Origin of the sequence: Streptomyces sp. NPDC060232, assembly GCF_042726555.1 — a bacterium.
Lineage (GTDB): Bacteria > Actinomycetota > Actinomycetes > Streptomycetales > Streptomycetaceae > Streptomyces.
The window spans coordinates 340,763-354,999 of record NZ_JBHXAG010000001.1; the positions used below are offsets into that span (position 1 = coordinate 340,763).

The 14,237-nt window shown below is 74.0% G+C and carries 12 protein-coding genes and 1 pseudogene; 8 read left to right on the forward strand and 5 right to left on the reverse strand.

Going from position 1 to position 14,237, the window contains the following annotated elements:
* The first annotated feature begins 45 nt into the window (after positions 1-45).
* Positions 46-1,050 (forward strand): alpha/beta fold hydrolase, encoded by a 1,005-nt coding sequence (locus ACFWFZ_RS01465; protein ID WP_387114882.1) that lies wholly within the window; start codon positions 46-48, stop codon positions 1,048-1,050.
* 99 nt (positions 1,051-1,149) lie between these two features.
* Here the strand turns inward: ACFWFZ_RS01465 and ACFWFZ_RS01470 are convergent, their stop codons facing one another.
* On the reverse strand, positions 1,150-2,415 hold the full coding sequence (locus tag ACFWFZ_RS01470; protein ID WP_387114885.1) for an FAD-dependent monooxygenase: 1,266 nt from the start codon (positions 2,413-2,415) through the stop codon (positions 1,150-1,152).
* 77 nt (positions 2,416-2,492) lie between these two features.
* Here ACFWFZ_RS01470 and ACFWFZ_RS01475 point away from each other — a divergent pair, with 77 nt between their 5' ends.
* Positions 2,493-3,125: a TetR/AcrR family transcriptional regulator gene (locus ACFWFZ_RS01475; RefSeq protein WP_387114888.1), complete on the forward strand. Its 633-nt coding sequence runs from the start codon at positions 2,493-2,495 to the stop codon at positions 3,123-3,125.
* 333 nt (positions 3,126-3,458) lie between these two features.
* Positions 3,459-3,833 carry a VOC family protein gene (locus ACFWFZ_RS01480; protein ID WP_387114891.1) on the forward strand — a complete coding sequence of 125 codons (375 nt, stop codon included), beginning with the start codon at positions 3,459-3,461 and terminating at the stop codon, positions 3,831-3,833.
* 14 nt (positions 3,834-3,847) lie between these two features.
* On the opposite strand, the gene ACFWFZ_RS01485 is transcribed toward ACFWFZ_RS01480, so the two are convergent.
* Entirely contained in the window at positions 3,848-5,815 is a 1,968-nt protein-coding gene (locus ACFWFZ_RS01485) for a serine hydrolase (protein WP_387114894.1), read from the reverse strand.
* Positions 5,816-6,142: 327 nt separating this feature from the next.
* On the opposite strand from ACFWFZ_RS01485, the gene ACFWFZ_RS01490 reads away from it, so the two are divergent.
* From ACFWFZ_RS01490 to ACFWFZ_RS01505, 4 genes are all read left to right on the forward strand, one after another.
* Positions 6,143-7,258, forward strand: coding sequence for an NAD(P)H-dependent flavin oxidoreductase (locus ACFWFZ_RS01490; RefSeq protein ID WP_387114897.1), 1,116 nt, complete (start codon positions 6,143-6,145; stop codon positions 7,256-7,258).
* 5 nt (positions 7,259-7,263) lie between these two features.
* Complete coding sequence (locus ACFWFZ_RS01495; RefSeq protein ID WP_387114900.1) at positions 7,264-8,847, forward strand: acyl-CoA synthetase; 1,584 nt, start codon at positions 7,264-7,266, stop codon at positions 8,845-8,847.
* Positions 8,848-9,326: 479 nt separating this feature from the next.
* Positions 9,327-10,499: a calcium:proton antiporter gene (locus ACFWFZ_RS01500; protein ID WP_387114903.1), complete on the forward strand. Its 1,173-nt coding sequence runs from the start codon at positions 9,327-9,329 to the stop codon at positions 10,497-10,499.
* Between the two features lie 539 nt (positions 10,500-11,038).
* The gene (locus ACFWFZ_RS01505) at positions 11,039-11,269 is read left to right on the forward strand and encodes a hypothetical protein (protein ID WP_387114906.1); all 231 of its coding nucleotides are present in this window, start codon (positions 11,039-11,041) and stop codon (positions 11,267-11,269) included.
* Between the two features lie 199 nt (positions 11,270-11,468).
* Here the strand turns inward: ACFWFZ_RS01505 and ACFWFZ_RS01510 are convergent, their stop codons facing one another.
* A complete protein-coding gene (locus ACFWFZ_RS01510) occupies positions 11,469-12,320 on the reverse strand; it encodes a YhjD/YihY/BrkB family envelope integrity protein (protein ID WP_387114909.1) in 852 nt (283 codons plus the stop codon).
* A 129-nt stretch (positions 12,321-12,449) separates the two neighbouring features.
* Between ACFWFZ_RS01510 and ACFWFZ_RS01515 the strand changes: the two are divergent.
* Positions 12,450-13,014, forward strand: a pseudogene (locus tag ACFWFZ_RS01515) (flavoprotein).
* On the opposite strand, the gene ACFWFZ_RS01520 reads toward ACFWFZ_RS01515, so the two are convergent.
* Positions 13,011-13,550, reverse strand: coding sequence for a hypothetical protein (locus ACFWFZ_RS01520; protein WP_387114912.1), 540 nt, complete (start codon positions 13,548-13,550; stop codon positions 13,011-13,013). The pseudogene ACFWFZ_RS01515 and the gene ACFWFZ_RS01520 sit on opposite strands and share 4 nt — an antisense overlap.
* A gap of 83 nt (positions 13,551-13,633) precedes the next feature.
* Complete coding sequence (locus ACFWFZ_RS01525; RefSeq protein WP_387114915.1) at positions 13,634-14,203, reverse strand: hypothetical protein; 570 nt, start codon at positions 14,201-14,203, stop codon at positions 13,634-13,636.
* Between the last annotated feature and the right edge of the window lie 34 nt (positions 14,204-14,237).

Here is a 14,237-nt window from a genome sequence, read left to right on the forward strand (position 1 = left end):
CGAAAGCAGCCGGTCATGTGAAGGGCCGGGCCTAAGGTATTACTCATGAGTAACGCGAGTGGTGCGGGTGGAGACATCGGCGCGGAGCGTCCCGGCGGGCGGTCACGGCGCGGCGTACTGAAGGCGGCCGTGGCCGGGGCCGGAGCGGTCGCGGCGGTGGGGGCGGGAGCCTCCGCCGCGCACGCGGACACGCGGAGGCGGGGCGCACCCGTCTTCGTCCTCGTCCACGGCTCCGGAAGCAACTCCTACGGCTGGGCGCCGGTCCTGCGGGAGCTGGGCCTGCGCGGCCACCGGACGGTCGCGGTGGACCTGCCCGGCCACGGGCCCGACGCCTACTTCCCCGTCTCCTACCAGGCCCCGCAGGACCTGGAGCGACTGGCGACGGAGCCCTCGCCGATCGGGGCGGTGACACTGGCGGACTTCGCCGCCCACGTCGTCGAGGCCGTGCGTGCCGCGTACCGCAACGGGCCGGTGGTCCTGGTCGGCCAGAGCCTGGGCGGGGTCACGCTGAACGCGGTCGCCAACCAAGTGCCCGAGCTGATCTCCCACTTGGTGTACGCGTCGGCGTTCTGCCCGACACGGCACCGCTCGGTCCTGGAGCTGATGACGACCCCGGAAGCCGCCACCAGCGCCTTGTTCCGGATCCCCGGTTTCAAGACCCCACCGGAGCTGGGCGTCAACCGGGTCAACTGGCGTTCCGCCGACCCCGTCTTCTTCGCGGCGGTCAAGGACGCGCTGGCGGCCGACTGGTCCGACGCGCAGGTACGGGCCCTGCTGAACATCCTCGAACCGGACGAGTCCGCGGCGATCGGGGCCGCCGACGCCCGCGGGCTGCCCGACCGGTGGGGGCGGGTGCCGCGCACCTTCCTGCGGTTCGGCGAGGACCGGGCCATCCCGCCCGCCCTCCAGGACCTGATGATCCGCGAGGCGGACGAGGCGACCCCGCGCAACCGCTTCCACGTACGCTCGCTGGCCGCGCCGCACGTCGGTCCGCAGGACGCGGCCGTGTGGGCGGACGAACTGGAGCGTGTGGCGCGGACCTGCCACTGAGGTGACGGCCCGCCGCGTGCCCGCGCGGCCGGCTCGATCACCACGATCGGGATCCCCCGGCCCGTTCTGGCCCGCTGCTCGTCGGTACCGGCGGGTGCCTCACACCCGCCGGCCGGTACGCGGCCCGCTCCTCGGCGTTCGCGGTGCGCGCCCCGCTCGGGAAGTCCCAACGCCGTGGAGTGCGCAGCCCGTTCCGGCCGGAAGGGTGAACCCGTCGAAGATGTCGTCCAGCGCCCGGTGTGCGGCCCGGGCCGGGGTGGCGCGGACGGCGAGGTCGCGCAGGGCCACGGCCAGGGGGTGGGTGAGGGCGGCGATCCGGCCCGCGCGCCGGGCCCGGACGCGGATGGCGTCGGTGCGGGCGCAGCGGGCCGCGCTGTAGGCGGCCAGGGCCGCCGGAACACCGCCGGAACCGGCCCCGTCCAGCAGGTGGGCGAGGATCACCGCGTCCTCCACGGCCTGGCACCCGCCCTGGCCCAGGTTCGGCGTCATGGCGTGGGCGGCGTCGCCGAGCCAGGCCAGGCGGCCGTGGTGGAAGCGGGGGAGCGGGGCCGCCAGGTCGTAGAGGTCGTGCTGGAGCACGGCCGCCGGGTCGATCCGCTCCAGCAGGGCCGGGATCGGATGGTGCCAGGTGCCGTAGCGGCGCAGGAGTTCGGCGCGGACGTCGGCGGGGCGGTACCCCTCGGGGGCGACGGCGGTGGCGTAGACGTAGGTCCTTCCGTCGGTGAGCGAGACCGTGCCGAAGCGCTCGCCGCGGCCCCAGGTCTCGGCGGTCGCCGTCCCGGCCGGGCTCGCGCCGGTCGGCAGGACGGTGCGCCAGGCGGTCTCCCCGCTGTGGCGCAGGCCCGGGTGGTCCGGGAAGTACCGGCGGCGCAGCGGGCTGTGGATGCCGTCCGCGGCGATCACGAGATCGGCGGAGCCGTCGAGGCCGCCGGCTGAGGTGCGCACGACGGGGAAGCGGTCGGCGCCGTCCACGGAGGTGACCGCGACCCCGTAGCGGACGGTCCCCTCGGGGAGCGCTGCGGCCAGGGCGTCGGCGAGGGCCGAGCGGTGCACTGCGAGCGGCGGGCCGCCGTAGCGGGCGGCCAGGGCCGCGGTGTCGGCGCGGCTCAGCCAGCGGCCGTCGGGACGGCGCAGGCCCATGGCGGCCGGCAGGGCAGGGCCCGCGGCGCGGGCGAGGTCGAAGCCGATGGCGTCGAAGGCGCGCAGGGCGTTGGGGGCGAGGACGATCCCGGCGCCGACGGCGGCCGGGCCGGGCGCCCGCTCGCACACGGTCACCCGCCAGCCCTTGCGGTGCAGTGCCAGGGCCGCGGTGAGTCCGCCGATCCCCGCGCCTGCGACGACCGCGTGACGCTGAACTGCCGACATGACGGATCCCTGCCTTCCTCCAGGCCTCTACATCCGTAGAGGCTGATGGCGTCACTCTACAGCTGTAGAGTGGTCCGATGTCCACCCCTCCCTCTGCACCCTCCGCCGATCGCAGAACACTGATCGCCGACACCGCGATCGGCCTCGTGGCCGCCGCCGGGCTCCGGGGCCTGACCCACCGCGCGGTCGACGCGGCCGCGGGACTGCCCGCGGGCAGCACCTCGTACTACTTCCGTACGAGGACGGCCCTGATCGGAGCCTGCTACCAGCGGCTGGCCGAGCTGGACCTCGCGGACGTGGACGAGGGGAGTCCCCCCGGGGCCGCCCCACCGGTCCTCGCGGGGGCGGCGCCGGGCCGGGAGGCGGCCGCGGCCGCGATGGCCGGGCTGCTGTACCGCTGGCTGACGGTGGGGCGCGAGCGCCAGCTGGCACGCTTCGAACTCAGCCTGGAGGCAGCCCGCAACCCGGATCTGGAGGCGGACCTCCACCGGGCGGGGCGGGGAGCCCGGGCCCGTGCGGCGGGCATCGTCGCCGCGCTCGGGTCCGACCGGCCGGAAGAGGCCGCCGAACTGCTGGTCGCCTGGACGGAAGGGCTCCTCTACGACCGGCTGGCCGGGGCCCTGGCCCGCTCCCGCCCGGCCCCGGACCTCGCCGAACTGACCGCCGTCGCCCGCCGGATGCTCGCCGCGGCCCTGGCGGACCCGGCCTGAACGCGGAAGAGCCCCGCCGCACCGGGGGAGTGGCGGCGGGGCTCTTCCATCGGTACGCGCCGGCGGGATCAAGGCGGGAGGGCCGGCGCGTTCCTCCTGGTGGAGTGCGCTTACGCTACGCCCGGCGTGGCCGAAAATACACCCCTCCGCATGGCTTGATTCGCGCGTTCTTCGGGGTCACGATTTCCTGTTGGGCCCCTTCGGCGGGCGGGAGTTCGCTGCGGGGCCTGACCCACAGCACTAGGGCCTGTATCGAGTTGCCCGCGGGAGAAGGGGCGGTGCCGGACGCCGCAACGCCGCGGGGGAACTCCAGACAGGGCCTAGGATCCGGGCGTGATCGCTGAACTGCAGTGTGTGGTCCTGGACTGCCCCGAGCCGCGGGTGCTCGCCGATTTCTACCGGTCGCTGCTGGGCGGCAACGTCGACCAGCCGGACCGGCGCTGGTCGCTGGACGAGGACTGGGCGACGCTGCACACGCCGACGGGCCTGGTCCTCGCCTTCCAGCGCGCGAGGGACCACGTGCCGCCGAGCTGGCCCGACCCCAGCCGGCCGCAGCAGTTCCACCTCGACCTCGGCGTCCCGGACCTGGACCGCGCGCAGGAGGAGGTGCTCGCGGCCGGCGGGACCCTGCTGGACGGGGCGGACGGGCGCGGCTGGCGGGTCTACGCGGATCCGGCGGGGCACCCCTTCTGCTTGGTGCGCGACTGACCCGGCCGGGCGGTTCAGTCCGCGGACCGGGTCCAGCCGACGGCCTCGACGAGGGCCGCGTCGTCCGGCCGGTTCTCCGCGAACAGCAGCCGGGCCGGTTCCGCCACGCGTACGACGTCCACGTAGACCCCGCGGCCGACGTAGCGGCCGGTGGCGGTGTGGCGGAACCGCAGCCGTACCTCGCGGCCCGTCCAGGCGGCCGTCAGGGGGGCCTCCAGGCGGTGCCAGATGCGCCCGGACCAGCCGCCGACCCAGCCCCGCGGCCACTCCTCGGGGGCGCCGCCGGTGGACCGCAGGGTGGTGAACGGCAGCGGCGACCAGTCCGCGCCGTCCGCCGAGGCCTCCAGGTGCAGGGCGCCCTCGCCGGGCACGGTGTCCCACCACACGGCGCAGCGCAGCCGGGCCGCGGCGGTGGCCGGGGTCAGCGGGGGCAGGGTGAGGGTGCCCGAGCCGCCGGGGTCGGTCCCGGAGAACCAGGCCGCGCCGCCGTGCCGCGTACGGACCGGGACGGCGCGGGCGAAGCGGTTGCCGACGGCGACCCGCGGGGCGCTGCCGGCCCGCCAGGTGCGTACGGGGTGGACGGAGTTGCCCAGCAGGATTAGGAAGGAGTCGGTGGAGGGGTCGAGGACGAGGGAGGTGCCGGTGAAGCCGGTGTGGCCGGCCGAGTGCGGGGTGGCCATGGCGCCCATGTACCAGTGCTGGTAGAGCTCGAAGCCGAGGCCGTGGTCGTCGCCCGGGAAGGCCGTGTTGTAGTCGGTGAAGAGCAGTTCCACGGAGGCGGGGCGCAGGATGCGGCGGCCCGCGTAGGCGCCGCCGTCGAGGAGGGTGCGGGCCAGCACGGCCAGGTCCCAGGCGGTACCGAACACCCCGGCGTGGCCCGCGACGCCGCCGAGCGCGTACGCGTTCTCGTCGTGGACCTCGCCCCACACCAGGCCGCGGTCCAGGCCGGACCAGGGCGGCCGCTGTACCTCGGTGGCGGCGGTGACGCGGCGCCAGGAGAGCGGTGGGTTGTAGCGAGTGCGGTGCATACCGAGCGGAGCGGTGATCTCGTCGTGGAGCAGGACGTCCAGAGTGCGACCGGTGATCCGTTCCAGGAGCAGTTGCAGCGCGATGAGGTTGAGGTCGGAGTAGCGGTAGACGGACCCCGGGGTCTCCTGCGGCCTGACCGACCACAGCAGCCGCAACCGCCCCTCGCGCGTGGACTCCTGGTAGAAGGGCGCCCATGAGCGCAGCCCCGACGTGTGAGTGAGCAGCTGACGGACCGTGATGACCTCCTTGCCGCCGCCGGTGAACTCCGGGAGGTAGCGGCGCACCTGGGCCTCCAGCTCCAGGCGCCCGCGCTCCATCTGCTGCACGGCCAGGATCGAAGTGAAGAGTTTGGTCAGTGAGGCCAGGTCGAAGACGGTGTCCTCGGCCATCGCGATCCGCTCGGCCGCGGGGAACTCCCGGACCCGGTCGGTCCGTCCGTCGTAGTCCGCGTATCGCACGGCGTGGCCCATGGCCCGGTGCAGGGCGACGGTACGGCCCCGCCCGGCGAGGACCACCGCCCCCGCGTAGTAGGGGTGCTCGGGGGAGGGGCCCAGGAACCGCCGGGCCTCGTCGGCCACTGCCTCCAAGTGCCGCTCCAGCAGCCCGGCCTGCCGGGCGGACCCGTACCGCAGGCGCAGCCCCTGCAGGGCGCGCCGCTCGGCCGGGCTGCCCGCACCCGCCGCGCCCGCCGCCCCCGGCAGCGCGGCGTGCAGGACGAGCACCCCGCCGAGCGCGAGCAGCCGCGCCCCGAGTCGCCGCCGGCTCAGCCCGCGCCGGGACCCGCGCACGCCACCGCGCTCCTGCTCCGACCGCTGCCCGCGGTCGTGCCGCCGCGCGGCCTCGGGGGCGCCGGCGCGCTCGTGCGACTGCCTGTGGCCGGTGGTGCCCGCCCGTTCCGTCCGATCCGTCGCGTCGACCTCCGCCATCGCTTCGGCCCCCGTGTGTACTGCCATGTCCGGCCTCCTCGTCCGCAACCCGCCAACCCGCCAACCCGCCAACTCCGCCGACCCGCCGACCCGCGACCCACCCGCGACCCGCGCCCGCAGTCCCTTCCGGATGTGCGTCGTCCTGCGTGCGCACCGGTGGGGCGGCCTCGGCACCTGCCGAGCCCGCCGCAGGCGAACGGGCCCCGGGCTTCCCGAGCCTGCCGAGCGTGCCGCAGGCTAACGGGTATCTGCCCGCCCGCCGGGCAGCCCCCGCACCGGCGGACCCGTAAAGAATCTGACACTGCATCAGGAAATCCCTTCCCTCGCTCGCCGGGCTGCGGCATCCTGCCGCCCATGGAGACGGAGCTGAGTAGGAAACTGGGAGTCGAGCACGCCATCTTCGGCTTCACGCCCTTCCCGGCGGTCGCCGCCGCGATCACCCGGGCGGGTGGTTTCGGCGTACTCGGCGCGGTCCGCTACACCGCGCCCGACGACCTGGGGCGCGACCTCGACTGGATGCAGGCGCACACCGACGGCAAGCCCTACGGCCTGGACGTCGTCATGCCCGCCAAGAAGGCCGTCGACGGCATCAGCGAAGCCGACATCGAGGCGATGATCCCGGCCGGGCACCGCGCCTTCGTACGCGACACCCTCGCCAAACACCACGTGCCCGAGCTCGCCGAGGGCGAGGCCTCCGGCTGGCGCATCACCGGGTGGATGGAGCAGGTCGCCCGCAACCAGCTCGACGTCGCCTTCGACTACCCGATCAAACTCCTGGCGAACGCCCTCGGTTCCCCACCCGCCGACGTCGTCGCCCGCGCCCACGACCACGGCATCCTCGTCGCCGCCCTAGCCGGCAGTGCCAAACACGCCCGCCGCCATGCCGAGGCCGGCATCGACGTCGTGGTCGCCCAGGGCTACGAGGCCGGCGGCCACACCGGCGACATCGCCACCATGGTCCTGGTCCCGGAGATCGCCGAAGCCGTCGCACCGCTCCCGGTCCTCGCCGCCGGCGGCATCGGCAGCGGCGAGCAGATCGCCGCCGGCCTCGCCCTCGGCGCCCAGGGCGCCTGGCTCGGCTCGCTCTGGCTCACCACCACCGAGGCCGACCTCCACTCGCGCGCCCTCACCGAGAAACTCCTCGCCGCCGGCTCCGGCGACACCGTCCGCTCCCGCGCCCTCACCGGCAAGCCTGCCCGCCAACTGCGCACCGAGTGGACCGACGCCTGGGACGACCCGGAGGGCCCCGGTGCGCTCCCCATGCCGCTCCAGGGCCTCCTCGTCGCCGACGCCGTCTCCCGCATCCAGAAGTACGAGGTCCAGCCTCTGCTCGGTACGCCCGTCGGCCAGATCGTCGGCCGGATGAACAGCGAACGCAGCGTCCAGGCCGTCTTCGACGAGCTCACCAGCGGCTTCGAGAAGGCGATCGACCGCATCAACCGCATCGCCGGCCGAGTCCGAGAGGCGTGACCGCCATGACCGCCACCACGTCCACGCCCCCCGCCGCCGGCCAGCAGCCCCCCAACGGCTTCTGGGCCCAGGCCGCCGCCGACCCCGGACGCACCGTCCTGACCGCCCCCGGCGGCGAGAAGTGGAGCGCCGACCGGCTGCACAGCGAGGTCAACCGGCTCGTCCACGGGCTGCGCGCCGCAGGGCTGGAGAAGGGCGACGTCTTCGCCGTCGTCCTCCCCAACGGCGTCGAGTTCCTCGCCGCCTACCTCGCCGCCTCACAGGCCGGCTTCTACCTCGTCCCCGTCAACCACCACCTCGTGGGCCCCGAGATCGCCTGGATCGTCTCCGACTCCGGCGCCAAGGTCCTGATCGCCCACGAGCGCTTCGCCGACGCCGCCACCGCCGCGGCCGACGAGGCCGCCCTGCCCGCGAGCCACCGCTACGCGGTCGGAGCGGTGCCGGGCTTCCGGGCGTACGCCGAACTCCTCGACGGGCAGCCGGCCACAGCCCCGGCGGAGCGCACCCTCGGCTGGGTCATGAACTACACCTCCGGCACCACCGGCCGCCCGCGCGGCATCCGCCGCCCCCTGCCCGGCAAGCTCCCGGAGGAGACGTACCTCGGCGGCTTCCTCGGCATTTTCGGGATCCGGCCCTTCGACGGCAACGTCCACCTGGTCTGCTCACCGCTCTACCACACGGCCGTCCTGCAGTTCGCGGGCGCCGCCCTGCACATCGGGCACCCACTCGTCCTCATGGACAAGTGGACCCCGCAGGAGATGCTGCGCCTGATCGAGGCCCACGGCTGCACCCACACCCACATGGTGCCGACCCAGTTCCACCGGCTGCTCGCCCTCCCGCAGGAGACGAAGGACGCCTACGACGTCTCCTCGATGCGGCACGCCATCCACGGCGCCGCGCCCTGCCCCGACCACGTCAAGCGGGCGATGATCGACTGGTGGGGCGGCTGCGTGGAGGAGTACTACGCGGCGAGCGAGGGCGGCGGCGCCTTCGCGACCGCCGAGGACTGGCTGAAGAAGCCGGGAACCGTCGGCAAGGCCTGGCCGATCAGCGAGCTGGCCGTCTTCGACGATGACGGCAACCGGCTGGCCCCGGGCGAACTGGGCACCGTCTACATGAAGATGAACACCGGCGGCTTCAGCTACCACAAGGACGAGGGCAAGACGAGGAAGAACCGCATCGGGGACTTCTTCACCGTCGGCGACCTCGGGCTGATGGACGAGGAGGGCTACCTCTTCCTCCGCGACCGCAAGATCGACATGATCATCTCCGGCGGGGTCAACATCTACCCGGCCGAGATCGAGTCGGCCCTGCTCACCCACCCGGCCGTCGCGGACGCCGCCGCCTTCGGCATCCCGCACGCCGACTGGGGCGAGGAGGTCAAGGCCGTCATCGAACCGGCGGAGGGCTTCGCGGCCGGCGACGCCCTGGCCGCGGAGATCCTGCACCACTGCGAGCGGCAGCTCGCCGGGTACAAGCGGCCCAAGACCGTCGACTTCATCGAGACGATGCCGCGCGACCCGAACGGCAAGCTCTACAAGCGGCGGCTGCGCGACCCGTACTGGGAGGGCCGCGAGCGCGCGATGTGAGCCCCGCAGGCGTGTGCGCGGGCCGGTCGCGTCACCCCTCGGGTCCCCGTACAGCCGTACGGTGTCGGGCCGGGCCGGCGGGAACCCGCCGAGCACCGGCCGAGGTGTGGGCGACCGCACGCACCCGGGTCGTGGCCGTCCCACAGGCCCACCGGGCGGGCTCCGGTCACCCGGGCGGCCGCGGCGCGCCCCGCAGCGACCGGCCCCTACCCGCCCGTTCGGTCCGCGGCGCCGGGGAGACGTGGCTGAGCAGCGCCCGGAGCACCGTGCGGTGCAGGCCGGCCGGTCCGTCCTCGGTCCCTCGTCGGTCCGTCCTCGGTCCGGTCCGGTCGGTCCGGTCCGGTCCGACGAATGTCCACTGAGGCCGTGCCCCCGCCCTCGGGGGCCAGGCCGCGTGGATCCGCGAGCAATGCCACGTCAAGCGGGCGGAGGCGCGCCGTGCGACGCACCGGAGGGGCGTATCTGGCAAGTTGGCTGATATGGGTACGAAGCGCAGATCCCCCCTGGCTGACTGGACCGTCCTGGTCCCCGTGGTGGCGCTGGTCGCGCTGGTCTTCAGCTGGGGGCGGGACCTACCCGGCCTCGTGGTGGTGCTCGTCGCCCTGTGCCTGGCCGGCGCGGTCCTGGCGGCCGTCCACCACGCCGAGGTCGTCGCCCACCGGGTGGGCGAACCCTTCGGCTCCCTCATCCTCGCCGTCGCGGTCACGGTCATCGAAGTGGCCCTCATCGTCACCCTGATGGCCGACGGCGGCGACAAGTCCGCCTCCCTCGCCCGGGACACCGTCTTCGCCGCCGCCATGATCACCTGCAACGGCATCGTCGGCGTGTCCCTGCTCGTCGGCGCCCTGCGCAACCGGGTGGCCGTCTTCAACCCCGAAGGGTCCGGCGCGGCGCTGGCCACCGTCGCGACCCTCGCCACCCTCAGCCTGGTCCTGCCGACCTTCACCACGAGCAAGCCCGGCCCGGAGTTCTCCACCGCGCAGCTGACCTTCGCCGCGGTCGCGTCGCTCGCCCTCTACGGGCTGTTCATCGCCGTCCAGACGGTCCGCCACCGCGACTACTTCCTGCCCGTGGACGTCGGCCCGGCCGCGGACCCGGGCCGGGCGGCCAACCCGGGCCGGGCAGCGGATCCGGGCCGCGGCACGGATCCCAGGCGGGACCCGGACCGGCAGGACGACCACGCGGCGCCGCCCACCGCCCGTGCCGCCATGGTCAGCCTCGGCCTGCTGCTGGTCGCGCTCGTCGCGGTGGTCGGCGACGCCAAGGCCGTCTCTCCGACCATCGAGGCGGTGGTGGCCAAGGCCGGCCTGCCCCAGGCCGTCGTCGGCGTGATCATTGCCCTGCTCGTCCTGCTGCCCGAGACCCTCGCCGCCGTCCGCGCCGCCCGCCGCGACCGCGTACAGACCAGCCTCAACCTGGCCTACGGATCCGCCATCGCCAGTATCGGGCTGACCATCCCGGCGATCGCGCTGGCCTCGATCTGGCTCTCCGGCCCCCTCCTGCTCGGTCTGGGCCCGGTCCACATGGTGCTGCTCGCCCTGACCGTCGTGGTCAGCGCACTCACCCTCGCCCCCGGCCGCGCCACGCTGCTCCAGGGCGGGGTGCACATCGTCCTGCTGGCCGCTTACCTCTTCCTGGCCGTCAGCCCGTGACGGGCGGGCCGGGCCGGGAAGAGGCCGCGGCCCCGCCCCGATTGACCTCGGCCACGGGGGCGCCGCCCTGCCCGTCGTGGTGGCTGCCGGGCGGGAAGACGCCCGCACGAGGCGGGAGAGCGCCGCATCGGCATGGCTACGGGCCGGCAGCCTCGCGATGTCGTACGCCTTCACCGGCGGTTGTGGTCGACCGCGCTCCGGTGGGGTCGCCCGACCGGCCTACTCCGGCAGGCTCTGGTGCGGCGGGGCGGGCCGGGCCGTGTCACGGTGGCAGGGCGACGAGAGGGTCCATGGAAGCGGGGCCCGGCCGGTCGACGAAGCCCCCGGCCGGGCCCCGCAACGGCCCCAGGAACGTCGCCCCTCCTCGGCTGTCGTGGCTGTCCGCCCAGTGCGGCCATCGCGGGAGACCGACCAGGAGACCGACCAGGAGACCGACCGGGTGGCCGACGGCCAGGGTCGCGGGCGCGTCACGCCCGCGTCTGATGCCGTGCAGGCGACTACGCCCGGGCCCCAACTGACGTCCACGGCTGGAGATCATCGTGCTCGAACGCAAGCGGCTCAAGGGCCGGCCCCAGGTCACCTTCGCCCTGCCCGAGGGCAGCCCCGCGGCGCACCCCCGTGAACCCCGCGATGACCGCGCCCGCGCCGCCCGGGTGTCCCTGCCCGCCCGCAGCGCGCACTCCTTCCGCTACCTCGCGGCAGGCGACTACTGGTTCGACGACGAACACGCCGACCAGCGCAACGGCACCAACAGCCGCAGTCACACCTGAGGCGACTCCCGGAGGAGCGTAAGGGGCATGTCCGGCCCGGCCGGCGCTGTAGGACGAGCATGGAGGGCCCCTGACCGGCCGCGCAGCGTCAGGGGTCCCGGCCACGTCTGCGACAGGCGAGGCACGGCCGGCGAACCCGTACCGTGATGTTGGGGTTGTCCGGGGGCGCTGACAGCCGGGTCCGGCCGCTCCGCTGCCGTCACTCCGGTTGTGGAGGGTGGTGGGCGGTGTGCTCGGGGAGGAGGCCGCTTCGCCGCAGGCGCCGCAGGGTGAGGTGCTCGTGCACGAGGCGGCCGACGAGCGCGCCGCCGTAGACCACGAAGCCGACGCCGACGAGCCAGGACTGGACGACCAGCAGCGTCCCGAAGGGTCCGTAGGTCACGGCGTTGGACGCGATGAGCGGCGAGAACACCAGCTGCGAGAAGATCCGCAGCCCGAGCAACCCGATGCTGGTGGTCACCGCTCCCGGTACCAGGGCCCGCCAGCGGACCCGGCCGCCGAGCAGCAGGCGCTGAGAGCCGACGAAGAACAGGCAGGTGCCGAAGAGGTCGCCGAGCGCGCCGAGGACCGTGCCGAAGGTGTCGTCCGATGGCGCGGGGATCTCCACGAGCAGGGCGAGGTAGCAGACCAGCAGGGCGAGCCAGACCACGTGCCGCCACATGGTGTGCCAGCGTGCCGTCGGCAGGTCCCACACCTTCTCGTAGCCGGTCTGCACGGCCGACCCGAAGGTCAGGCCGAACACGGCCAGGGCGGCCAGCCCGAAGGCGGTGGTCCGCTCCAGCGCCAGGTCCGCAGCGCCGAAGACCATCTCGATCCTGGTCCGCGAGGACTCCGTCACCCCGAGGGCCTGGCCGAGCCAGCGGCCGAAGCCGGAGCCGCTCCCGGGCGCCGCGGCCGCCACGACCACCAGCAGCGGCACCAGGGTGAGGAACCCGAGGGCCGCGAAGCCCATCGCCCGGTGCATCAGCTCCATCTCCCGGCCGCGGCTCCAGGCCAGCCCGACGTAGGAGCCCTGGAGCCGGTCGTGGAGCTGCCGGAGGGTCGAGGTCACGCCTCATGCACTACCCGGGCAGGCTCACCCACTCCCGGGAGCCGGACCGAATTGGGCCCGAAGGGGTGGTTTCGCCCGGCCGGTCTGGCGCCGACCCGCCTGCTCACGCGAGCCGGGCCGTCTGGTCAACTGGGGGGCACGACGCGCACCCTGTACCTTTTCGGTTCGGCCGCCCGGTCTTCGATGTCGCCCGCGTGATCGAGGGCGCGCAGGCGCACGGCCGGAACGTGTGCCTGGGGCTGACCCCGACGGCGGCCGACTGGCTCGCGGGAGGCACCGACGGCCCGGCGGCGCTCAGCGGGCACCCGGTCCGCAGCTGCTACAAGCGGCCGACGGACCCGGACGTGTGGCCCGCGGCGGACGCGATCCTCGTCGCCCAGCCACGTTCAACACGGTCAACGGCTGGGCGCTCGGACGCACGGACCGGTTCGTCGTCGGCGTGGCCGCCGAGGCCATCGGCAAGGGAACCCCGCCGGCCGTCATGCCGTGCGCGAACCCGGCGTACGTACGGCACCCGCAGTTCGAGCAGAGCATCGCCGTCCTGCGCGGCGCGGGCGTCCGGGTGCTGTACGGCGAAGACGGCTTCACCCTGCACCCGCCGGGCCGGGCCGGCGCGGAACCGTACCCGTGGGGCCTCGCCCAGGACGCGGTGGACGACCTCGTCCGAGAGGGCCGGAGGGGCCGCACTGCCTAGAAGCAGCTGATGCGCGAGCCGTCGGTTTCCGCTTCTGCGGACAGCGAGAACCAGGTGCGGGCGGCCACTCCGAGCAGAGCCGCGGGGTGCGGTTCCTTGCCGTAGATCTCGCGGAGGTCCTGGGGTGAGTCGAAGGCGAGGGTGATGCTCGGGCGGTCGGGGGATTCGAAGCAGAAGACGGCGACGCGGCCGTCCGGTCCCGTGTCCAGGGCGTCCACCGGACGCCATCCCGCCGCCGACGCCTCCCGGCCGTAGTACTCCAGCACGTCCTTCCTGGTCCCGCCGAAGGCGTAGAACCGCGTCGCGGAGAGCCAGGCGCCGCCGGTGTCGTCGACGCATTCGGCACCGGCCCACGGCGCGCCGCCGACGGACGCGGCACCCTTCGGGCGCAGGTCCAGCGCGGGCAGCTGGTCGAGCTCCGCCACGGCCGCCTCCGTTCCCTCGCACGTCTCGTACGGGGGAAGGACGGAACATCCGCTCAGGCTGGTCCCTATGAGCAGGAACGCCAACAGGGCCCGCCCGGCAATCATGTTCATGGCGGGATTATGGCCTGCCCGGAGGGCGAACCGCCGCCGGGGGCTGGGGTCGTGTGTTTGGCGGGGTGGTCGTCGGCGGAGGCTCAGTGTTCGGAGAGCAGCCGCTTGCGATGGCCCCTGCGGCGGAGGGCGGTGATGAGGGTGATGGCGGCGCCGACGCCGAGCCCGAGCAGCGGGAGGAGGACGGCCAGGATCAGCCAACCTCCAAGCGTCACCACTCCTCCAGGGTCCCCGATGGCGTACTGGGACGGCTCTTGTGAGGTACAGGTGATCTTGTAGTCGCCGGCCCGGGCTACGTGGATGGAGTAGAGCGGGTTCCAGGACGCGTCGCGGGTGATGAACACGTCGATCCCCGGATCGGTGAGACGGGCGTCGGCCGCACCGGTGATGTCGCACGCCTGGTCGGGTGAGGGGCCTCGCTCCTTGATCCAGATCGCCTTCTCGTGTTCCGGATCGAGCCGCAGTGTGACGGTGTCACCGTTGGCGAAGCGATGCTCCGTATCCACCGCGTTGAACGCGTCCGTGAACCGGTACACACCGATGGCCACCCCCAGCACGAACAGGACGACCGTGATCGCGGCAGCCGTGGCATACCAGTGACGGCCGGGCCGGAGTTCGTTCGCCGGTATCTGGAGCGGTGGGGAGGGCTGCATCGGCACACGATAGACCGTCATGCCTGGTCAGCGA

Bases quoted from the DNA above. Each gene is read 5' to 3' on its own strand.
- ACFWFZ_RS01475 (WP_387114888.1), top strand. From the start codon at position 2,493: ATGTCCACCCCTCCCTCTGCACCCTCCGCCGATCGCAGAACACTGATC.
- ACFWFZ_RS01495 (WP_387114900.1), top strand. From the start codon at position 7,264: ATGACCGCCACCACGTCCACGCCCCCCGCCGCCGGCCAGCAGCCCCCC.
- ACFWFZ_RS01485 (WP_387114894.1), bottom strand. From the start codon at position 5,815: ATGGCAGTACACACGGGGGCCGAAGCGATGGCGGAGGTCGACGCGACG.
- ACFWFZ_RS01470 (WP_387114885.1), bottom strand. From the start codon at position 2,415: ATGTCGGCAGTTCAGCGTCACGCGGTCGTCGCAGGCGCGGGGATCGGC.
- ACFWFZ_RS01490 (WP_387114897.1), top strand. From the start codon at position 6,143: ATGGAGACGGAGCTGAGTAGGAAACTGGGAGTCGAGCACGCCATCTTC.
- ACFWFZ_RS01500 (WP_387114903.1), top strand. From the start codon at position 9,327: ATGGGTACGAAGCGCAGATCCCCCCTGGCTGACTGGACCGTCCTGGTC.
- ACFWFZ_RS01465 (WP_387114882.1), top strand. From the start codon at position 46: ATGAGTAACGCGAGTGGTGCGGGTGGAGACATCGGCGCGGAGCGTCCC.
- ACFWFZ_RS01520 (WP_387114912.1), bottom strand. From the start codon at position 13,550: ATGAACATGATTGCCGGGCGGGCCCTGTTGGCGTTCCTGCTCATAGGG.
- ACFWFZ_RS01525 (WP_387114915.1), bottom strand. From the start codon at position 14,203: ATGCAGCCCTCCCCACCGCTCCAGATACCGGCGAACGAACTCCGGCCC.